This is a genomic window from Bordetella sp. H567, from assembly GCF_001704295.1.
Taxonomy (GTDB): domain Bacteria; phylum Pseudomonadota; class Gammaproteobacteria; order Burkholderiales; family Burkholderiaceae_B; genus Bordetella_C.
On the sequence record NZ_CP012334.1, the window covers coordinates 4,983,522 to 5,003,771 of the forward strand.

Below are 20,250 nucleotides of genomic sequence, written 5' to 3' on the forward strand. Positions count from 1 at the left end.
TGAATGGCCCAGCGACCCCCGCGTTATATAATCCAGCGTTTGCACGCGTGCAGGCGGGGAGCTGAGGAGGTCTCCGCAGGTCCGTAGTACTTTATCCGCCCCAGGCGCCCCGGTACCCGACAGCAGGATTAGGTTATGAGCAAAGAGCAGGAACACGTAGAAGAACACGCCTCACTCATCAAGACCCCGAAGCAGTTGATCGTCACGGTCGTTCTGGCCTTCCTAGTGCCGATCATCATCATCCTGATGCTGGTCAATATGGTGGCCTCCTACGGCCGCAGCGGTGCGGGGTCCAGCGCCCTGACGCCGGAAGCCATCGACAAACGCATCGCCCCCGTAGCGGGTTTCGATCTGGTCGACGCCAACGCGCCCAAGGTCTTCAAGACCGGCGAACAGGTTTTTAGTTCCGTCTGTACGTCCTGCCATACGGCGGGCGTGGCCGGCGCTCCGAAAGTCGGCGACAACGCCGCCTGGGCGCCGCGCATGAAGGAAGGCCTGCAAGCGATGTTCAACATCGCCCTGCACGGCAAGGGCGCGATGCCGGCCAAGGGTGGCAACCCGTCGCTGAGCGACTACGAAGTCGAGCGGGCCGTGGTGTTCATGGCCAACAAGTCCGGCGGAAGCTTCAAGGAGCCCGAAGCCCCGGCGCAACCGGCCGCGAACCAGGGCCAGGCGCAGGCTGCCGCCGCGCCCGCCGCGACCGCGCAGGCGGCTCCCGCGGCACCGGCCGCCACACACGCACCCGCCGCCCAGGCGCAGGCTCCGGCACCCGCCGCGCCGGCCCAACAGGCCGCCGCGGTGAACCCGGCCGGTGAAAAGCTCTACAAGACCACCTGCTTTGCCTGCCATGGCACCGGCGTCGCGGGCGCTCCCAAGTTCGGCAGCAAGGCCGACTGGGACAAGTACATCCAGACGGGCACCGATACGATGGTCAAGACGGCCATCACCGGCAAGGGCGCGATGCCGCCCAAGGGCGGCGCCGCCAATGCGTCGGAAGCCGACATCCGGGCCGCTGTGGAATACATGGTCCAGGCCGCCAAGTAACTGCGATCGCAGGACCTCGCAAATCCCTACCCGGCGCTACCGCCCGGTAGGGATTTGTGTTTTTGGGGCTGGGCCAAGCAGCACGATGCCGCGGGGCGCGGCGCTCCGGCATAGGCGCCGCAGACGGACGCGGTGTTGCTGACGCGATATGCGCTACGGACCATCGCACCCGCGACCACGGCAGCATGAGCGGCCGACTACCGCAAATGAATGGCGGCGAAGTGGCACGGGATGAACGACCAGCACTCAACGATGAACGCGCAAGGGAACCCGCGAGACAGTGATCGGTCTAGACCGCACGAATGCACGAATGCACGAATGCACGAATGCACGAATGCACGAATGCCCGAATGCCCGAATGAACCGAATGAACCGAAACGATCGGGACCCAGCAGGATGCGGAAAAGACGGCACGCAGTCACGCGGCAAGCAGTCGCGGGGCGCCCATGCGGGCCCGGGAGTCAGGGCGTGGGACGAACTTGTGCGTGAGCTGCGCCGATGTCCAGTCGCGAGGCATCGAGGCACGTGAGAGGAGGGACGATGGACGCACGGCCAGGGGTTCCGCAAACAGATAGCCGCAGCCTCGCACGGCGAGCAGGGGCAATTCGATGTCGGCGAGCCGGGCCTTGCGCCGAAGGCGAGACACGACCACGTCCATGCTGCGCGGATCCAGGGGCTGGTCCGCACCGCCCCTGCCCTGTTCTATCGCGTCGCCGGAGGCGGGCCGCCGGCGACGCAGCAACTGGCCTTCGCTGGCCGCGACGCGCATGAGGAAATCGTTTTCCGCCACCGTCATGAACAGCGTGCGATCCCGAGGGCATATGAGCACGCGGCAGCTGGCGTCAAGACTCCACCCGCTGCCAAGGCGGCCGGACGGATATGCAGGAGGGGCGGAATGCTGAAGATCCTGGGCGTCCCTGTGATCGCAACGGTGCCGCAACTGTCCGGGCCCGGGCGAGGAAACCCGCGGTTGCGGAATATCGCCGCTGCAAGAAGATGGGACATGAGACCTGGCATGAGGCCCGACATGAGACAAGGCCCGCGACAACGCCGCGCGAGCGGGCCCGGCCCGCGGTGCGGACTCCGCATGATCCACCGGACGGTAAGGCCGGCGTCCCACAGCGAGGTCGGACGATTTCATGCGGCATACACGCGCGGCCTGACGCCCCCAGGACAACAGGATCGCCGTCAATTCCGCGATATCGATGGACGCGGCATGGCAGGCGTCCGCCCCCGCCGCCATGACATGCGTGCGCCACGCCGCATCGGTCGCCGTCCCCAGCGCGATGATGACGGCAGCCGGCGCGGCCATGCGCGCGCTTTGCGCATCGCAGGCCAGGTCGTCGGATTCGCCGGTAAGCACGATGAGCGGCGACGGCTGCGCGGCATACAGATGCCGCAAGCCCGCCAGGCTGCCGCACGAGCGCACCGCGAAATCCCGCCTGGCCAGTTCCTGGGCGAGGTTATCTCTTACCGCCCGGGCGTCCTGCAGCACGATGACGTTCCGATAATCCATCATGTTTTTTCTCCTGCACACGACAAAACCACGAATGTGATTTATATAAACACCAACGTGGCAACGGTGCAAGCTTCAATCGGTCCGTGAAGAAATTTTCAGACCGTTTGAGGCACATTCGTTCGCTGCGCGGCTACACGCAGGCAGAACTGGCGCGCCTGGCGGGCCTGTCGCAAAGCGCGGTTGCCAGCTACGAAAGCGGCGAGCGCAAATCCAGCAGAGGCCTGTTCAAGCTGGCCGCCGCGCTGGGGGTGGAGGCGCAATGGCTGGACACGGGCAAGGGCCCGATGGAACGTCCCGCCGACGTCTACGCCGCGCCCGCCGGCGGCCATCGCTACGCACTGGAGGACGGCGCGCAAGCCGCGTTCGGCGAAGCGCGCAAGGAAGCGGAGTGGCCCTTCCCGAACATCCCGCGCGGCCGCTACGAAAGCCTGACCGCGCGCGACAAGCGCCATCTGGAAAACATGGTGGCCGCGTTCATCGACGCCTGCCATAGCAACTACGCGCCGCTCAAATCCAGAAACAAACCGCGGCGCGGCGACTGATCCCAAAAAGGCGCCCGCGCGGACGCAGCGGACTGCCCGAGCCGATCGCGCGACGGCGCGTGCTCTCCATAACCGCCCCCCGACGCCGGCCCCCCGAAAAGAAATCGCGCCGCGGCGATTGACGCCGGGCGCGATGGCCAAGCCAAGCGCGGCACGCGGCCGCGCCGGAGGGCAATCTTTACCGCGCGGGGTTGGCGGTTCCCGAGGCGGGGGCGGATCGGTTCGACGCCGGCGGCACGGCTTGCGTGCCGGTACCCGAAGCAGCCGGTGCATCGCCGCGTACGCGCGCGGCGATCTCGGTCGCCGTCTGCGCCGTGTCCACGCCGAAGGCAAGCACGCCGCGGTTCAGGGGTTCCGCGATGCGCGGCGCCGCCACCAACTGCCCGTTGATGACCAGCACCAGCAACTTGCCGACGTTCTGCGAGCTGACCTGGGCGAGCTTGCGCGCGCCTTCCGGGCTGAAACGCAGGCCGACGAAGTTCTGGCCCTGGCGGTCCACCAGCGCCGCGGCTTCCGTGAGGTCCGCGCGGGTCAGTACCGGCTGGCGTTGCACATACACCGTGGCGTCGCTCAGCTTGACCTCCATCAGGTCCGGCGCGGCATCCGTCTGGGCGATGTAGAAGCCGACCGAGGATGCCACGGGCACGGTCGACGGCGCGGACGTGCCTGGGGCGCCGGCCGGCGGCGTCGCGGCCGCGGAGGGGGTGGCGCCGCTGGAGGACGTCGATGCGGTACCGGCCTTGTTGCCAGGCGTCTGGCAACCCGCCAGAAGGACCGTAGCCATCAATACCAGGGGGGCGATCGTACGGAATCTGATGTGCATAACAGGTTTTCCTATTGGTGGAGGTTGCAAAAAAAGTGTACAGGGGCGGCAAGACCCGGCGTCACGCAGACTGCATCCAGATGTAATGACCCCATCATGTTGTCTATACTGTCACATGCACGCAGGGGTACTTCACGGTCCGGCTGCGGTCCCGCCGATTTCCCAGCGAAGCGGCGGCGCCCGGAACCAGAGGTTGAGAGAGTCCCTTCGTACCAGTACGGATAATGCCGATGCTGGGAGCGTTCCGGTGGAAACCGCCGGAATCCGACCCTATTCGGCTCCAAACCCTCGCTTGGAGCTTCCATGAACGCCAACCCCAAATTCCTGGCCGCCACGGCCGAAGTCGACGCCGCCGCGGTCGCCCCGCTGCCGAAATCCCGCAAAGTCTATCAGCAGGGATCGCGCCCGGACATCCGCGTGCCGTTCCGCGAAATCGAGCAGCAGGATACGCCCACCATGTTCGGCGGCGAGAAGAATCCACCGCTGACGGTCTACGACACCAGCGGCCCGTATACCGATCCCAGCGTGAAGATCGATATCCGCCGCGGATTGCCGGAACTGCGGCGCGGCTGGATAGAAGAACGCGGCGATACCGAGCTGCTGTCCGGGCCGTCCAGCGCCTACGGCCGCGAACGGCTGAACGACCCCAAGCTGACGGCCATGCGCTTCGACCTGCAGCGCCCGCCACGCCGGGCCACGGCCGGCGCGAACGTCTCACAGATGCATTACGCGCGCCGCGGCTTGATCACGCCGGAAATGGAATTCGTGGCCATCCGCGAAAACCTGCGCCGCGAGCAGTATCTGGAATCGCTGCGCGCCAGTGGCCCGGAGGGCGAAAAGCTGGTCAAGCGCATGCTGCGCCAGCATCCGGGCCAGTCGTTCGGCGCGGCGATCCCATCGTCCATCACGCCGGAATTCGTGCGCGACGAAGTGGCGCGCGGCCGCGCGATCATCCCGGCCAATATCAACCACCCCGAGCTGGAGCCGATGGCCATCGGCCGCAACTTCCTGGTCAAGATCAACGCCAATATCGGCAACTCCGCGGTCAGCTCCGGCATCGGCGAAGAAGTCGAGAAAATGACCTGGGCCATCCGCTGGGGCGGCGACACGGTCATGGACCTGTCCACCGGCAAGCACATCCACGAAACCCGCGAATGGATCGTGCGCAATTCCCCCGTGCCGATCGGCACCGTGCCCATCTACCAGGCGCTGGAAAAGGTGGACGGCAAGGCCGAGGAACTGACCTGGGAAATCTTCCGCGACACGCTGATCGAGCAGGCGGAACAAGGCGTGGATTACTTCACCATCCATGCCGGCGTGCGCCTGCCCTTCATCCCCATGACCGCCGACCGCATGACGGGCATCGTCTCGCGCGGCGGCTCGATCATGGCGAAGTGGTGCCTGGCGCACCACCGCGAAAGCTTCCTGTACGAGCGCTTCGAGGAAATCTGCGAAATCATGAAGGCCTACGACGTCAGCTTCTCGCTGGGCGACGGCCTGCGTCCGGGCTCGGCCTACGACGCCAACGACGAAGCGCAGTTCGCCGAACTGAAGACGCTGGGCGAACTGACGCAGGTGGCGTGGAAGCACGACGTGCAGGTCATGATCGAAGGCCCTGGCCACGTGCCTATGCAGATGATCAAGGAAAACATGGATCTGCAGCTCAAGCACTGTGACGAAGCGCCCTTCTACACGCTGGGCCCGCTGACCACGGACATCGCCCCGGGCTACGACCACATCACGTCGGGCATCGGCGCGGCGCTGATCGGCTGGTACGGCACCGCGATGCTGTGCTATGTGACGCCCAAGGAACATCTGGGCCTGCCGAACAAGAAGGACGTCAAGGACGGCATCATTACGTACAAGATCGCCGCCCATGCCGCGGATCTGGCCAAGGGCCATCCCGGGGCCGCCATCCGCGATAACGCCCTGTCGAAGGCGCGCTTCGAGTTCCGCTGGGACGACCAGTTCAACCTGGGGCTGGATCCCGACACCGCCAAGGACTTCCATGACGAGACCCTGCCCAAGGACTCGATGAAGGTGGCGCACTTCTGCTCGATGTGCGGCCCGCACTTCTGCAGCATGAAGATCACGCAGGACGTGCGCGACTATGCCGCCAGCCAGGGCGTGGCGGAACAGGAAGCGCTGAAGAAAGGCATGCAGGAAAAGGCCGTGGAATTCGTGCGCAAGGGCGCCGAAATCTATCACCAGACCTGATGCCGAAACCGTGTAAGCACGGCGGCCGGCCCGGCCGCCGATGGACAATGCAATGAGCCTATTGAAACGCCTGTTGACCACGCGGACTTCGCGCACGCTCGATGCCCGCCAATTCGCGCAAGCCTACGCCGACGCCGCGCGCGCACGGTTTCCCAAGGACGGTGTCGGTGTCGAAGCGGACACGGCGGGCGAAGGCGTGCAGGTGCGCTGGTCGCTGCCGGACGGCAGCCAGGTGACGCAGTCGCTGGGCAACGCCTACACCGCCTACACCAAGGCGCCGGCCGACCTGGACGCGATCCTGGCCGCGCACCTGGATGCCGCGCCGGCGGCCGTCAAGCCGGACGCGGCCACTCGCCGTGCCGCCCTCCTGCCGGTGGTGAAGACCAAGATGTGGCTGGCCGCCAGCACCCGCCAGCTGCAGTCGGCCGGCGCGGGCGACGGTGATCGCTTCGTCGCCGAACCGCTGACCGACGAGCTGATGACGGTGTATGTGGAAGACCGCCCCGACGCCATGAGCTACGTGGCGCCGGATCACCTGGCTGGCCTGGAATTGCCGCGCGATGCACTGATGCCGCTGGCCCGGGAAAACCTGCGCCGCCTGCTGCCGCAGTTGACCATCGAAGGCGAGGACGGCTGCTACGGCGTGCGCCTGGACGGCAATTACGACGCCAGCCTGGTGTTCCTGACCGAGGATTGGCGCGACCGCGTGGAAATCGAAGGCGACCCGGTGCTGGCGATCCCGGCGCGCGAGGAACTGCTGGTATGCGGCACGAAAGACCGACACGGCCAGAATCGCATACGGAATATCGCCGCGCACATCATGGCGCGATCGCCCTATGGCCTGTCGGCGTTGCTGTACGTGTGGCGCGACGGGATGCTGACGCGGTATGAGGACTGACGCGCGCTAAGCCGCGCCGGGGCCGCCGGCGTACGCCGCCGTGGGGCACGGCAGCAGCAGCGGCAACGGCAGCGGCAGCGGCAAGGATGGAAAAGTATCGGGCGGACAGCGGAATCCTCCCGTGGCAAGTGACACGTATCACGTCGATGCAGCGTCACGCTAACCACGGAGATTTTCCATGCCAAGCATTTCGGTCCCCCCTTCCACCGTCCCCTCCGGTTACGATCAATCGCCGCCGCCTGACGGCGCGACAGGCACACCCAAGGTCATCAGGCCGGAGAGCCCGCGACCCAACACGCCGCCCGGGACCGAGCGGCGCGAAATTCCCTCGATCATCGTCTACCGATCCAGGCGGGACGCGGAAGCTGCCATGGAGCACTATGGCAGCGCTGCCGGCGTCATGAAAGGCATGGCCAGCGAAGCCGCCTTGGGCGGGATCCGGTATCAGCTACGCCAGATGTGCGCGCCCACGCAGGCGCTCGAATGGAAACCCGTGCCCGGGATCACCGAAACGCTGTCCGCCTTGGCCCAATGCGTGAAACGGGCAAGCCTGACAGAAGCGGAGGCGATCGCGGCAACGCTGAACAGCGACCTGCCCAAGCCGAGCAGCGATCCAGCCAAGCTGGACAGCGACCAAGCCCATCTGAGCAGCGATCAGCCCGACCTGAACAGCGCGCAGGCCAAGGCGCAGGCGCAGCGGCAAAAAGATATCGACCTGTTGAAAACCGCCCTCAACCGCATTCTGCGGGGCGAAGACCCGATGGAAGTCCTCGGCGGCATCGCCGAAAAAAATCTGGTGCTGCCCGAGCTCACCATCCGGGAGGAGGGCCAGGAAGAACCTTCGCAAAGGGTGTTCGACAGCACGCTGCTGTCCTTCGCATCGGGCAGCTACGACCATGGCCCGCTGGGACGCACCTTGCTACTGGAAGGCGGCCGCGCCCGTTTTGCCGGGCCGAGCGAGGCACAGCGCGCCGACAAGCTGCGGGAGGTCATCTTTGCCTTGCCCAATCCGCCGGAATCCGGCGAACCGCTGGAAGACATGTCCGACATATACCAGGCCTTGGTGGAGTTGGGAATCGATATCTGATCGCGGCCGGTACCAGGCGCCGCCTAGACCGGCGGCGCTACCGCTTCAACGGCCGATTCCGCCAGCAGCATGATCAGCTTCAAGTCCGGGTGGGTGGCCAGGCGGAAGGTCACCTGCTGGAACCGCAGCAGGCCTTGCCGCGGATGCTGGAATTCGCGCAGGCCGCCTTCGCGCTCGACCACGGCATGACGGGTCCACCAGTGTTCGAAGGCCGGGCTGTCCCGCAGCAGCGGATCCAGCAGCTCGCGTACGTCCTGTTCGTCCAGGTGCGGCCCGGCATCGTGGCGGAACTCGGCGACGGCGCGGCGGGCCCGCTGCTCCCAGTCCACCACCAGCCCGCGGGCCGCCGGATCCAGGAAGATATAGCGCAATAGATTGGGCGCGGGATCGACCGCGGGCCAGTTGTCGAACAGGTCGCGCATGGCTTCGTTATAGGCCATGACGTTCCATGTGCGATCCAGCACATAGGCAGGGGCGTTGATCACGTCGACGCAGGCGTTCAGCACGCCGGAGACGCCGGAGGGTTCCTCGCGGGGATGCTGCGGATCGGCGCATTCCGCCAGCTCGAACAGATAGGCCCGTTCCGCGCGGGCCAGTTGCAGCACGCTGGCGATGCGCGCCCAGACGGCCGGCGACACCGATACTTCGCGCCCCTGCTCGACCCAGGTGTACCAGGTGACGCTGATGCCGCAAAGCTGGGCGACTTCCTCGCGCCGCAGGCCGGGCGTGCGGCGGCGCAAGCCCGCCGGCAGGCCCGCCATCTGCGGCGTGATGCGCGCGCGCGCGTTGCGGACGAAGTCGCCCAAGGTCCGGCGCCGCAAAGTGGCGCCTTCGGCAAGCAGGGCGGGGTTGGCAACCGTGGAGGGTGTCATACCAGGATAAGCAGGAATCTTGTACCTGTATGGGACCCTATATTACACGGCTTAGTACGGCTCCAACGGGGCATGCGCCGCCGGGAGGCGGGGATATTCGAGGGCCATGGGGTTGCGTTCGATCAGGTCCGCAAGCGCATCGGCGGCGCGGCTCAATTCGCCTTGGCGGCGCGCCAGCACGAAGTCCAGCGAGGGCAACTGGGGCAAGCCGTATTCCGCCGCGTCCAGCGCGCACAGCATATGCGGCACGAAGCCGCGTCCGCACGCCGAGATACCCAGGCCCGCCGCCACGCCGGCCTGGATACCGGCGAAGCTCCAGCTGGTATGCGAAACCCGATACGGAATGCCGGCCTGCTTGAGCTGGTCCAGTACCAGCCGGCGCGTGACGCTGGGATCGGAATGCAGGGCCAGCGGCAGCGGCCGCATGCGGGCAATGCCCTGCGCGCCGGCCACGCCCACCCACACCAGGGGCTCGGTATAGATGGATCGCACCTCGGGGTGGTGCCGCGGATTCAGCCGCTTGCACAGCACCAGGTCGAATTCGCGCTTGTCCAGCCGTTCGAGCAGGTTCAGGCTCATATCGATCTGGACGTGCAGGACGACGTTGGCATGCGCACGCCGGTAGCTTTGCAAAATACGGGGCAGCCGGGACACCGCGATGTCCTCGGCGATACCCAGGCGAACTTCGCCCGACAAGGAGGAATCGCGCACGCGCAATTCCGCTTCCGCCAAGGTGGCGAGCAGGGATCGGGCATATTCCAAAAGCGTGGCGCCCGCCGCGGTCAATTCCACGCGGTGCGTGTCACGCAGGAACAGCGTCTTGCCCAGGCTGTCCTCCAGGCGCCGCACGCGTTGGCTGATCGATGACTGGCTCAATCCCGTGCGCGCGGCCGCCTGCGTGAAGCTGCCGGTTTCCGCGACGGCGACGAAGGCGGGAAGCAATTGGGCATCTATCATGGGACGGGAAGGCGCACCGCCCGATGGACGGCACCGAGGGACTCCAGGGTGGTGCGAGGGATTATCGCGCGGAACGTTCACGCGTGTCCCGCAGCCACCGCCGCACGCCTTCCAGATGACGGAAATCGTCCAGCGCGCGCGCATCGTGCAGCCCGTCGCGGCCTTGCGCCATGCGGGACAAGGCCGTGCCTGGACCGAGCTCCAGTGCGGCGACCGCGCCGCTTTCGACACAGCGCCGCAGGCAGCCGGACCAATCCACGGTGTCGCGGATCTGCCTTGCCAACATCTGCCTGGCGGCATCGATGCTGCGCAGCGGCTCGGCCTCGACGCCGCCAAGCACCTGCACATCGGACGCCGGCAGCCGGACGTCATGCGTGGCCAGGGCCTCGGCGAACCGCGCGGCGGCCGCGCCCACAAGTGGCGTGTGGGAAGGAACGGCGACCGGCAGCCGCACCACCCGCCGCGCACCGGCTTGCGCGGCGCGAGGCGCAATGGCGCGCAGCGCCGCGTCCTGGCCGCCGATAATGAAGTGATCGTCGTCGTTCACGATGGCGATCCAGGCAGCGCCGTCCGCCATCATCGGACGCAACGCCTCCTGGCGCAGGCCGGTGACGGCCAACAGGCCACCCGGCGTCGCGCAGGCGGCATCCATGAAGCGCGCGCGCTGGTCGGCCAGGGCCAGCACGTCTCGCGGCGGCAGCATGCCGGCGCAGCCCCATGCCGCCAATTCGCCCACGCTGTATCCCGCGATCACCACGCGGCCAGGCAGCGCTTCCCGCAGTGCCGCCCATGCGGCCAGGGCCTGCGTGCAACACAGCAGTTGTCCCACCCGATTGCCGTAGAGTGCATCGGGCGGAGCGTCGCGAACGAAATCCCTGGGATCGATGCCGCCGAAGTACGGGGCAGCCATCTCGAAGATGGGCTGCGCTTCCGCCGCTTGCGCGGTCAGGCCGAACATGTCGCCATGCTGTCCCCCCTGCCCCGAACACAGGATGGCGAACAGGGGCTCCCTCATGCATGGGCCTCCAGATCGCGCAGGAAAAGCGCCATGGCCAGCAAGTCGGCGCAGCCGCCGGGCGACAGTCCGCGTGCCACGAAACGGCGATGGACGGCGGCGGCATCGTGCCGCCACGCCGCGCGCCGCACGCCGCCGCGCGCCAGGAAGCCGCGCGCGCTGTCGCGCGCCCAGTTCATGCCTTCGGGGCCTCCCCGGTGCAGGAGATTGGTGTCCTGTACCCGGGCGATCAGCGCGAACAGCGCCTGCACGGCCGGCGCCTGCGCATCGCCTGGCCGCCAGATGCGAGCGCGGCGCATCGCCGGCAAGGCGATCCGATAGACGCTGGGAAAACCCGTCGCCGCCTCGGCACGCGCGCCGCCCGCGCCATAGCGCCGCTGCACGGACATCCCGTTGCTGTCGGCAGGACGCGGCCCACCCGCGATATCGCGGCCCCAGCGTCGCGCCACCAGTTGCCCCAAGGTTCCCGGCTCTCCCGTCGCCGCCCGGTATCCCGCCGCCGCGCACAGCAATCCCATGCCGAAGATCGCGCCGCGATGGGTGTTCACGCCTCCCGTGGCCGCCATCATGGCCCGTTCGGCCGCCATGCCCAGCAAGCGCAGCTCGCGCATGTCCTTGTCGCGCGCGCCGGCCATGGCGATGTCGAAAAAATAGCCGTGCAGGCTCGCCGCGCTGGCCTCGAACGTCGCGCAATCCATATCGTGATGGCTGCCGCTATCGACGGGCGACACCAGCCCTGGCTTGGGCCAGGTATGCAGCTCGGCAAGCAGGGCGCCGTGCGCCTGTCCCGCGAGCGCTTCGGCCACCCGCCGCAGCGGCGCATCCGCGTCGCGAGAGGGCTGGCCCGTACGCGTGGCCGGCATGAAGTGACACAGCTGCGGATTCATGCCCGGGCCTCCCCTGCAAGCCAGCGGCGCCTGGGATAGAGCCGCGCGTCGCCCGCGGTTTTCACCATCAGCAAATCGTCGCGGCCCGCCGCGGCGAGTTCACGCCACTGCACCGCCGCGCCGTTGGCGACGATTTCCCCGTCGATGCGTGGGCCTTGCTGCGCGTCGATGCGCAGCAAGGCCTGCAACAACGCGTCGCATCCGCCGGCAGAGCCGGCCGGCAGCAACCACAGCAGGTCGACATCGGAAGCCTCGGTCACATAGGGCAATCCGGACAGGTACTGCCACATCAGGCTGCCGAACACGCGCGTGCGCAATCCCAGGCGCGCGGCGGCGCCATCGACGGCGGCCAGCGTCGCGCGCCATGCGGACGGAAAGCAGCCGACCGCCAGCACGCAGTCCAGCGCGACGGCTGCGCGCACACCGGCGACCGCGCCGTGCGGCGCCATGAACGCGATGCGCCGCTTGCCCGCCGACGGCGGCGTGGGCAAGCCCAGCGGCACGCCGCCTTTACCCGTCTCCCCGGCATCGGACGGCGCGCAATGACAGGACGACCGGCCAAGGCCCACTCGCGCACGAAGACATCCGCGGCCAAGGCCGGATAGCGGTCGAAGACCTCCTTCCAGCCATGCCGGGATAGCGTCACGATGGCATGCCGGGGCAAGGCGTCACGCATGGCGCATCGCCTCTGCGCAAACTCGCCCGGCAACGGCGGCGGCCTTTGCGCGCCCGCCACGTCGGGCCCCAAGGCAATCGCGCTCGTCCCTGTCCGGGGCGCTTTCCAGCAAAGACGCCAGGCGGCCGGCGTAATCTGCCGGATCGCCCCAGCGTTCCAGGATGCCGCCCATCTGGAAGAGCGGGTCCACGCCCGGCGCGAATACCGGCGTCCGGGACGCCATCGATTCCAGCTGCGCCAGGTCCAGCTTGGTCACACGGGCCATGGCCGCCAGATTCATGACGCTGGGCGCCGCGCCGGGAACGGCCACCAGCTCGTCCACGGCCAAGGCGCTGGCGACCATGGCGCCCCCGGACGCGGCACCGTACAAGACACCCAAGGTGCGGCTGCCGGTGGCGGCGGCCAGATACAGGGATTTCGCGAGGTGGGCCAAGTACTCGTTCAAGCCCAGCAATTCATCGCGCCGGGCCATCCGCTGGCTTCCCGCGTCCACAAGAAGGACGAGCGGACGGCCAGCATGCTCGGCCACGTGGCGCAGCACGCATGCCGATACGGCCATGGCGACGTCGGCACCCACCGCCCGCCCGCCGGTCAGGCCGATCACGGTCACCTTCGCGCCGCTTGCAAGGCGCTGTTCGCCTTCGATGACACCCGCGTTATCAGGCACCATCGGCGCCGCGTCGGGGAACAGGGCCTGAATCAATTCATCGTGCGACATGTTTCTCTCCAAGGGATCGCCGGACCAGATCGAGGAACGCGGCATCGCCGTGGTCCGGCACGGTGTCGGGCGTATCAAGGCCTTGCTTGCGCCAGATCTCCGGCGCGTCCCGGCAATCGCCGAAGCGTGCCAGGCGGCTCTGCAGACGTTGCTGTTCGGCCTGCAGCAGCGGCAGGTCGAACGGCGCCGGCGCGTGCAGGCAGGCACTCGCCCGCCTGCGAAAATCGTCGATGTCGTCCCGCGCATAGCGGTCGGCGCCTCCCATCAGCACGCGTGTACGGCCTCCGGTGATGCGCCACACCAGCGCGCGGTCCTTGGCGTCGAATTCCTCCAGGCCCTCGTTCGCTTCGATGACCTCCGGACCCGAAACACCGATGCGGCCGGGCTCGGAGATGACGATGTCGCTGCAGCAGGCCGCGACCAGGCCCGCACCGCCGAAGGCGCCCGCCTTGCCGCCGATCAGCGCCACGACGCGCACCCCAGCGCGACGCGCCTGCAAGAGCGCGCGTATCACCTCGGACACCGCCAGCTCGCCTGCGTTGGCTTCCTGCAAGCGCACGCCGCCGCTGTCCAGCAGCAATAGCACGCAACGCGGCTGCTCACGCGCCGCCAGTGCGCGCGCGGCGCGCAACAGGCCGACCAGCTTGGCGCCGCCGACCTCGCCGAACGTGCCGCCCATGAAGCGGCCTTCCTGCGCCGCGATCCACACGGGCTTTCCATCCAGCGTGGCGTGGCCGACGATCATGCCGTCATCGAAGGCATGGGCCAGGCCGAAGAGCGCCAGATGCGGACTGACTTCGCGCTGCTCCGGTCCCAGGTATTCCACAAAGCTGCCGCGATCCGTCAGACCCGCGACGCGCTCGCGTGCCGTCGCTTCCAGCCAGGCAAGAGTGGGAACGCTCTCGTTCATGTCGTTTCCTTCAAGGCCTCGCAGGCCTGTGCCAGGCGCAGCATCACCGTATCGGGACGCGCGCCACCGTCGTTGATGGAGAAGACCACGCCACCGGTCGCATACCGTTCGACGAAATCGGCAAGGACCGCCTCCCATACATCGCCGAAGCCCTTGACGGCCGTCGACACGTGGATGTGGCAGGTATCGTCGTTGCCCGGGATACGTTCGGCCAGGACTTCCAGATTGCCGGACGCCACCACGCCGACCAGGACCCGGTCACGCCCCCCGGGAAATCGCTGCTGCGCCGCGTAGCGGCGGGTAAAAGTTTCCATGGCTGCCCCCTACCAGTTGCGGAACCGGGCCGGCGGCGCGTACAGGCCGCCCGACCACGTCACGATGTCCTTGATCGAACGCGCGGCCAGCATATGGCGCGTCGCATCCAGTGGATTGATGCCCAGGTCGGCGGGCCGGCGGATGACGCCGCGTTCGCGCAGGGCCTGTACCGCCTTGCGGTCGCGGCGCCGGCCGATCTCGGTATAGCCGGCCACGCCGCGGATGGCCTGTTCGCGTTCATCCAGGTCGCGGCACATCAACAGATTGGCGATGCCTTCCTCGGTCACGATGTGCGTCACGTCATCGCCATAGACCATGATGGGCGGCAGGTCCAGCTTGAGCTTGCGCGCCAGCGCCACGCTGTCCAGTTCCTCCACGAAGCTGGGCGCGTGCTTCTCGCCGAAGGTTTCGACGACCTGCACGACCAGCTTGCGGCCGCGCGGCATGCGCCCGTGCGCGCCGGCGTCTTCCTGTCCCGCCTTGAGCCAGCTGGCCGACGGATGGCGCCGGCCGCGCGCGTCCGATCCCAGGTTAGGCGCGCCACCGAAACCGGCGATGCGGTCGGCCCGAACGGTGGACGAATTGCCTTCCAGATCGATCTGCAGCGTGGAGCCGATGAACATATCGCAGGCATACAGGCCGGCATTGTGGGCCAGCATGCGATTGGACCGCATGGCGCCTTCCTGCCCGACGAAGAACACGTCGGAACGCGCACTGACGTAATCGTCCATGCCTACTTCCGCGCCCGGCGAGAATATCTGGCTGACCCAGCCGCTTTCGATGGCGGGAATCAAGGTGGGATGCGGGTTGAGCATCCAGTGCGTGGCGATCTTTCCTTTCAGCCCCAGGCGCTGGCCATAGGTCGGCAGCAGCAATTCGATCGTGGCGGTGGGGAAGCCGGCGCCGTGGTTCAGCGTGCGCACTTGATAGGGCGCGTAGATGCCCTGGATGGCCATCATCCCCATCAGGATCTGCGTGTCGGTGATGCTGGCCGGATCCCTCGTGAACAAGGGTTCTATGTAGAACGGTTCCGGCGATGGGATGATGAAATCGACCAGGTCTGCGGCGATGTCCACGCGCGGCAGATGGTCCACCACTTCGTTGACCTGGGCCACGATGATGCCATCCTTGAAGGCGGTCGCCTCGACGATGGTGGGCGTGTCCTCGGTATTCGGGCCCATGTACAGATTGCCCTGGCGATCCGCCTGCCGCGCGACGATCAAGGCCACATTGGGCGTCAGGTCGACGAAGTAGCGGGCGAACAGTTCCGGATAGGTGTGGATGGCGCCGACCTCGATACGCCCTTTTTCCAGGGCGCGGGCGATGGCGCCGCCTTGCGGTCCGGAATAACAAAAGTCCAGCTTGCGGGCGATGCCTCTTTCGAACAGTTCCAGGTGTTCCGGCAGGACAACGCCGGACTGCACGACGTGCAGGTCATGAACGACCGCGGGATCCACCTGGACCAGGGCACGCGCCAGGAAATCCGCCTGCTTCTGGTTGTCTCCCTCCAGGCATAGCCTGTCGCCGGGCCGCAGCAGGGCTTGCAGCAATGCGGTGGCCCGGTCCGCATCGACATATTTGCCATGCGCGCAGCCCCGCGCGCCCTCCAGCCGGACGGCACGCTCGCGCGCATGGGAATTCCAGGGATTCATACCGCTCTCCGCAAGGTGATCTGACAGGGATCACTCTAAGGAGATCAATCGGTAATCTCAATAACGCCGGGCCTTGTTATCCAGATTCGCAATAACCGCATCATTGAACCGGATGCCCGCGCGCCCACAGCGCGACACCGGCCCGTGGGACGGGATCCGGCTCCTTGCGGGAGGGGTGGCCGCCACGCAGGGCCGCCACGGGCACCTGCGGGCGACGGTGTGCTCAGCCCAGCACCGGGCCCAGCGTGCGCCGGACGTCTTCTTCGCTGCGGCCGCTGCGGGCGATGTAGTCCTTCAGCTGGTCCTCGCCGATGGTGCCCACGTTGAAGTACTGGGCGTCGGGATGGCTGAGGTAGAAGCCGCAGACGCTGGAGGCCGGGAACATGGCATAGCTGTCGGTCAGGTCGATGGCGACCTCCGCCGCGTCCAGCACCTGGAACATATCGCGCTTGACGACGTGCTCCGGGCACGCGGGATAGCCGGGCGCGGGACGGATGCCGACGTACTTTTCGGCGATCAGCTCGGCGTTGTCCAGGGACTCGTCCGCCGCATAGCCCCACAGGTCGCGTCGCACGCGGGCATGCAGGCACTCGGCATAGGCTTCGGCCAGGCGGTCCGCCAGGGACTTGAGCATGATGCTGGAATAGTCGTCGTGCGCCGCGGCGAATTCGGCTTCCTTCTTTTCGATGCCCAGCCCGGCCGTGACCGCGAAGACACCGATGTAGTCCGCGACCCCGCTTTCCTTGGGCGCGATGTAGTCCGCCAGGCATTTGTTGCTGACGCCTTCGCGCTTGGCGCCCTGCTGGCGCAGATTGCGCCAGGTGAACAGGACACGCGAGCGGCTATCGTCGGCGTAGACCTCGATGTCCTCGTCGTTGACGCGATTGGCGGGATAGAAACCCACCACGCCGTTGGCGGTCAGCCAGCGCCCTTCGATGACGCGCTTGAGCATGGCCTGGGCGTCGGCGTAGACCTTGCGCGCCTGCTCCCCGACGACCTTGTCGTCCAGGATGGCCGGGAACTGGCCGAACAGGCTCCAGGTCTGGAAGAACGGCGTCCAGTCGATGTAGGTGGCGATTTCGGCCAGGTCGTAGTGCTTGAAGGTGCGGCGGCCGATGTACTTGGGCCGCGGCGGCACATAGGCGGACCAGTCGATGGCGGGACGGGCGGCGCGCGCCTCCGTCAACGGAATCAGCGGGGTGGCCTTGCGGTTTGCGTGGCGGCGCCGCACTTCCTCGTATTCCTGCTTGAGCTCGGCGATGAAGGCATCGGCCTGGTCGGACACCAGGTTGGTGGCCACGCCGACCGCGCGGCTGGCGTCCGGCGTATAGACCACCGGGCCGTCATAGTGCGGCGCGATCTTCACGGCGGTATGCACGCGGCTCGTGGTGGCGCCGCCGATCATCAGCGGGATCTTGCGTTCGCGGAAGTAATCGTCGCGCTGCATTTCGCTGGCGACGTAGGCCATCTCTTCCAGGCTGGGCGTGATCAGGCCGGACAAGCCGACAATGTCGGCGTTCTCCTGCTTGGCCTTTTCCAGGATCTGCGCGCAGGGCACCATCACGCCCATGTTCACGACCTCGAAGTTATTGCACTGCAGGACCACCGATACGATGTTCTTGCCGATGTCGTGCACGTCGCCCTTGACCGTGGCGATGACCATCTTGCCCTTGGCCCGCACGTCGCCGCCCGCGGCGGCGATCTGGCGTTTTTCCTCTTCGATGAACGGCACCAGGTGCGCCACCGCCTGCTTCATCACGCGGGCGGACTTGACCACCTGCGGCAGGAACATCTTGCCTTCGCCGAACAGGTCGCCAACGATATTCATGCCGTCCATCAGGGGGCCTTCGATCACCTCGATGGGGCGGCCGCCGCGCGCCTCGACCTGCTGGCGCACTTCTTCGGTGTCCTCGACGATGAACGTCGTGATGCCGTGCACCAGGGCATGCGCCAGGCGCTGTTGCACGGGCTGCGCGCGCCAGGCCAGGTCTTCTTCCTTGCGCGCGCCGCTGCCCTTGACCGTCTCGGCGAACTGCACCAGGCGTTCCGTGGGCGTGCGATCGTCGTCCACCTCCGGCTTGCCCACCGGTTCCGGGCGGTCCAGGATGACGTCCTCGACCAGGTCGCGCAGCTTGGGGTCGAGATCGGCGTACACGCCCAGCTGGCCGGCATTGACGATGCCCATCGTCAGGCCTTCGCGGATGGCGTAGTACAGGAATACCGTATGGATGGCCTCGCGCATCGGCTCGTTGCCGCGGAACGAGAAGCTGACATTCGAAATGCCGCCCGACAGCCGCGCATGCGGCAGGTTCTGGCGGATCCAGGTCACGCCTTCGATGAAATCCAGCGCGTAGCGGTTGTGTTCCTCTATGCCCGTCGCAACGGCGAACACATTGGGATCGAAGATGATGTCTTCGGGACGGAATCCTTCCTGCCGGACCAGCAGGTCATAGGCGCGGCCGCAGATTTCCTTGCGGCGCTCCAGCGTGTCGGCCTGTCCCTGTTCGTCGAAAGCCATGACGACCATGGCCGCGCCGTAGCGGCGGCACAGGCGCGCATGGTGCAGGAAGGGCTCGATGCCTTCCTTCATGGAAATCGAATTGACCACCGGCTTGCCCTGCACGCACTTCAGGCCCGCCTCGATGACTTCCCACTTGGAGCTGTCTATCATCACCGGCACGCGTGCAATATCGGGCTCGGAGGCGATCAGGTTCAGGAAGCGTGTCATGCAGGCCACCGAATCCAGCATGGCCTCGTCCATGTTGATGTCGATGATCTGCGCGCCGTTCTCTACCTGCTGGCGCGCCACCGTCAGCGCCTCGTCGTATTTTTCCTCGCGGATCAGGCGCGCGAACATCTTGCTGCCCGTGACGTTGGTACGCTCGCCGACGTTGACGAACAGCGATTCCTCGTCGATGTTCAGCGGTTCCAGGCCGGCCAGGCGCGTCTTGACCGGGACCTCGGGCACCACGCGCGGCGTCAGGTCGACCACCCTGCGCGCGATGGCTTGGATGTGGTCGGGCGTCGTGCCGCAGCAGCCGCCCGCCATGTTGACCAGCCCGGCGCGCGCGAATTCTTCCAGCAGGCCCGAGGTGTCGTCCGGGGATTCGTCGAAGCCGGTATCGCTCATCGGGTTGGGCAGGCCGGCGTTCGGGTAGACGCAGACGTAGGTGTCGCAGATCTTGGACAGCTCGGCCACGTAAGGGCGCATCAAGGCGGCCCCCAGTGCGCAGTTCAGGCCTATCGTGACCGGCCGCGCGTGGCGCACCGAGTTCCAGAAGGCTTCGACCGTCTGGCCCGACAGGATGCGGCCCGAGGCGTCGGTCACCGTGCCGGAGATCATCACCGGCAGGCGCACGCCGCGCTGCTCGAAGACTTCCTCCACGGCGAAGATCGCCGCCTTGGCGTTCAGCGTGTCGAAGATGGTTTCGATCAGGACGATGTCGATGCCGCCGTCCAGCAGCCCGTTCAGCTGCTCGACGTAGGCGGCGCGCAGTTCGTCGAAGGTGATGTTGCGCGCGCCGGGATCGTTCACGTCCGGGGATATGGAAGCAGTCTTGGGCTGCGGCCCCAGGGCGCCGGCGACGAAGCGCGGCCGCTCGGGCGTGCTGTAGGCATCGCAGGCCTCGCGCGCCAGCCTGGCCGAAGCCAGGTTCAGCTCATAGGCCAGCTCCGGCAGGTCATAGTCGCCCTGCGCAATGGAGGTCGCGCCGAAGGTATTGGTTTCGATGACATCGGCACCGGCTTCCAGATACTGGCGGTGGATTTCGGCGATGACCTGCGGACGCGTCAGCGACAGCAGTTCGTTGTCGCCCTTCACGTCCTTGCCATGGCCGGCAAAGCGCTCGCCGCGGAAATCCGCTTCCGACAGCTTGTAGCGCTGGATCATGGTCCCCATCGCGCCGTCCAGGATCAGGATGCGCGTCGCCAGGGCGCGCACGAACCCGGCGCCATGGGTATAGGAATCGATTGGATAAGGCAGGGCGGGATAGGACGGCACGGGCGTTCCTGGAGGAAGGCAGGATGGATTGCAAAGAAGCAACCTGGAATGGTAACAAAGCGCGCGGAAATGCGGGACCGTGATAAATTCCGCCCCCTCGAACCGGTGCTTTCAACGC

General features: G+C 66.9%; 17 protein-coding genes. 5 read left to right on the forward strand and 12 right to left on the reverse strand.

The features are described 5' to 3' along the window. Positions 1 to 135: 135 nt before the first annotated feature. The gene (locus AKI39_RS22310; RefSeq protein WP_066641051.1) at positions 136 to 1,044 is read left to right on the forward strand and encodes a c-type cytochrome; all 909 of its coding nucleotides are present in this window, start codon (positions 136 to 138) and stop codon (positions 1,042 to 1,044) included. 418 nt (positions 1,045 to 1,462) lie between these two features. On the opposite strand, the gene AKI39_RS22315 is transcribed toward AKI39_RS22310, so the two are convergent. Next, positions 1,463 to 2,563 carry a helix-turn-helix domain-containing protein gene (locus tag AKI39_RS22315; RefSeq protein ID WP_066641053.1) on the reverse strand — a complete coding sequence of 367 codons (1,101 nt, stop codon included), beginning with the start codon at positions 2,561 to 2,563 and terminating at the stop codon, positions 1,463 to 1,465. An 83-nt stretch (positions 2,564 to 2,646) separates the two neighbouring features. Here AKI39_RS22315 and AKI39_RS22320 point away from each other — a divergent pair, with 83 nt between their 5' ends. Continuing rightward, positions 2,647 to 3,105, forward strand: a complete 459-nt coding sequence (locus AKI39_RS22320; protein ID WP_066641055.1) for a helix-turn-helix domain-containing protein — start codon at positions 2,647 to 2,649, stop codon at positions 3,103 to 3,105. Between the two features lie 178 nt (positions 3,106 to 3,283). Here the strand turns inward: AKI39_RS22320 and AKI39_RS22325 are convergent, their stop codons facing one another. Next, entirely contained in the window at positions 3,284 to 3,928 is a 645-nt protein-coding gene (locus AKI39_RS22325) for a SecDF P1 head subdomain-containing protein (protein ID WP_066641057.1), read from the reverse strand. A 303-nt stretch (positions 3,929 to 4,231) separates the two neighbouring features. Here AKI39_RS22325 and thiC point away from each other — a divergent pair, with 303 nt between their 5' ends. The 3 genes from thiC to AKI39_RS22340 all read left to right on the forward strand — a co-directional run bounded on the left by thiC (position 4,232) and on the right by AKI39_RS22340 (position 8,130). Continuing rightward, a complete protein-coding gene (gene thiC, locus AKI39_RS22330) occupies positions 4,232 to 6,145 on the forward strand; it encodes a phosphomethylpyrimidine synthase ThiC (protein ID WP_066641059.1) in 1,914 nt (637 codons plus the stop codon). A 52-nt stretch (positions 6,146 to 6,197) separates the two neighbouring features. Next, entirely contained in the window at positions 6,198 to 7,043 is an 846-nt protein-coding gene (locus AKI39_RS22335; protein WP_066641061.1) for a DUF1444 family protein, read from the forward strand. A 409-nt stretch (positions 7,044 to 7,452) separates the two neighbouring features. Then, positions 7,453 to 8,130 (forward strand): hypothetical protein, encoded by a 678-nt coding sequence (locus tag AKI39_RS22340; RefSeq protein ID WP_145925354.1) that lies wholly within the window; start codon positions 7,453 to 7,455, stop codon positions 8,128 to 8,130. A gap of 23 nt (positions 8,131 to 8,153) precedes the next feature. Here AKI39_RS22340 and AKI39_RS22345 read toward each other — a convergent pair whose 3' ends face one another. From AKI39_RS22345 to metH, 10 genes are all read right to left on the reverse strand, one after another. Beyond that, positions 8,154 to 9,002 (reverse strand): helix-turn-helix transcriptional regulator, encoded by an 849-nt coding sequence (locus AKI39_RS22345; protein WP_066641072.1) that lies wholly within the window; start codon positions 9,000 to 9,002, stop codon positions 8,154 to 8,156. Positions 9,003 to 9,053: 51 nt separating this feature from the next. Continuing rightward, a complete protein-coding gene (locus AKI39_RS22350; protein WP_076879733.1) occupies positions 9,054 to 9,959 on the reverse strand; it encodes a LysR family transcriptional regulator in 906 nt (301 codons plus the stop codon). 61 nt (positions 9,960 to 10,020) lie between these two features. After that, positions 10,021 to 10,974, reverse strand: a complete 954-nt coding sequence (locus tag AKI39_RS22355) for an acyltransferase domain-containing protein (RefSeq protein WP_066641077.1) — start codon at positions 10,972 to 10,974, stop codon at positions 10,021 to 10,023. Then, the gene (mdcB, locus tag AKI39_RS22360; RefSeq protein ID WP_066643609.1) at positions 10,971 to 11,837 is read right to left on the reverse strand and encodes a triphosphoribosyl-dephospho-CoA synthase MdcB; all 867 of its coding nucleotides are present in this window, start codon (positions 11,835 to 11,837) and stop codon (positions 10,971 to 10,973) included. The genes AKI39_RS22355 and mdcB overlap by 4 nt, the downstream gene beginning before the upstream one ends. Before the next feature lie 20 nt (positions 11,838 to 11,857). Beyond that, a complete protein-coding gene (mdcG, locus tag AKI39_RS22365) occupies positions 11,858 to 12,364 on the reverse strand; it encodes a malonate decarboxylase holo-[acyl-carrier-protein] synthase (protein ID WP_338012410.1) in 507 nt (168 codons plus the stop codon). Between the two features lie 165 nt (positions 12,365 to 12,529). Further along, positions 12,530 to 13,255, reverse strand: a complete 726-nt coding sequence (locus AKI39_RS22370) for a biotin-independent malonate decarboxylase subunit gamma (RefSeq protein ID WP_066641079.1) — start codon at positions 13,253 to 13,255, stop codon at positions 12,530 to 12,532. Then, entirely contained in the window at positions 13,242 to 14,165 is a 924-nt protein-coding gene (locus tag AKI39_RS22375) for a biotin-independent malonate decarboxylase subunit beta (protein ID WP_066641081.1), read from the reverse strand. The genes AKI39_RS22370 and AKI39_RS22375 overlap by 14 nt, the downstream gene beginning before the upstream one ends. Next, positions 14,162 to 14,479: a malonate decarboxylase acyl carrier protein gene (mdcC, locus tag AKI39_RS22380; protein WP_066641082.1), complete on the reverse strand. Its 318-nt coding sequence runs from the start codon at positions 14,477 to 14,479 to the stop codon at positions 14,162 to 14,164. The genes AKI39_RS22375 and mdcC overlap by 4 nt, the downstream gene beginning before the upstream one ends. A gap of 9 nt (positions 14,480 to 14,488) precedes the next feature. Beyond that, positions 14,489 to 16,132, reverse strand: a complete 1,644-nt coding sequence (mdcA, locus tag AKI39_RS22385) for a malonate decarboxylase subunit alpha (RefSeq protein WP_076879734.1) — start codon at positions 16,130 to 16,132, stop codon at positions 14,489 to 14,491. A 223-nt stretch (positions 16,133 to 16,355) separates the two neighbouring features. Further along, positions 16,356 to 20,132 carry a methionine synthase gene (gene metH / locus AKI39_RS22390; protein ID WP_066641084.1) on the reverse strand — a complete coding sequence of 1,259 codons (3,777 nt, stop codon included), beginning with the start codon at positions 20,130 to 20,132 and terminating at the stop codon, positions 16,356 to 16,358. Positions 20,133 to 20,250 lie beyond the last annotated feature (118 nt).

Bases quoted from the DNA above. Each gene is read 5' to 3' on its own strand.
- AKI39_RS22310 (WP_066641051.1), top strand. From the start codon at position 136: ATGAGCAAAGAGCAGGAACACGTAGAAGAACACGCCTCACTCATCAAG.
- AKI39_RS22315 (WP_066641053.1), bottom strand. From the start codon at position 2,563: ATGATGGATTATCGGAACGTCATCGTGCTGCAGGACGCCCGGGCGGTA.
- AKI39_RS22325 (WP_066641057.1), bottom strand. From the start codon at position 3,928: ATGCACATCAGATTCCGTACGATCGCCCCCCTGGTATTGATGGCTACG.
- thiC (WP_066641059.1), top strand. From the start codon at position 4,232: ATGAACGCCAACCCCAAATTCCTGGCCGCCACGGCCGAAGTCGACGCC.
- AKI39_RS22335 (WP_066641061.1), top strand. From the start codon at position 6,198: ATGAGCCTATTGAAACGCCTGTTGACCACGCGGACTTCGCGCACGCTC.
- AKI39_RS22340 (WP_145925354.1), top strand. From the start codon at position 7,453: ATGGCCAGCGAAGCCGCCTTGGGCGGGATCCGGTATCAGCTACGCCAG.
- AKI39_RS22345 (WP_066641072.1), bottom strand. From the start codon at position 9,002: ATGACACCCTCCACGGTTGCCAACCCCGCCCTGCTTGCCGAAGGCGCC.
- AKI39_RS22350 (WP_076879733.1), bottom strand. From the start codon at position 9,959: ATGATAGATGCCCAATTGCTTCCCGCCTTCGTCGCCGTCGCGGAAACC.
- AKI39_RS22355 (WP_066641077.1), bottom strand. From the start codon at position 10,974: ATGAGGGAGCCCCTGTTCGCCATCCTGTGTTCGGGGCAGGGGGGACAG.
- mdcB (WP_066643609.1), bottom strand. From the start codon at position 11,837: ATGCCGGCCACGCGTACGGGCCAGCCCTCTCGCGACGCGGATGCGCCG.
- AKI39_RS22370 (WP_066641079.1), bottom strand. From the start codon at position 13,255: ATGTCGCACGATGAATTGATTCAGGCCCTGTTCCCCGACGCGGCGCCG.
- AKI39_RS22375 (WP_066641081.1), bottom strand. From the start codon at position 14,165: ATGAACGAGAGCGTTCCCACTCTTGCCTGGCTGGAAGCGACGGCACGC.
- mdcC (WP_066641082.1), bottom strand. From the start codon at position 14,479: ATGGAAACTTTTACCCGCCGCTACGCGGCGCAGCAGCGATTTCCCGGG.
- mdcA (WP_076879734.1), bottom strand. From the start codon at position 16,132: ATGAATCCCTGGAATTCCCATGCGCGCGAGCGTGCCGTCCGGCTGGAG.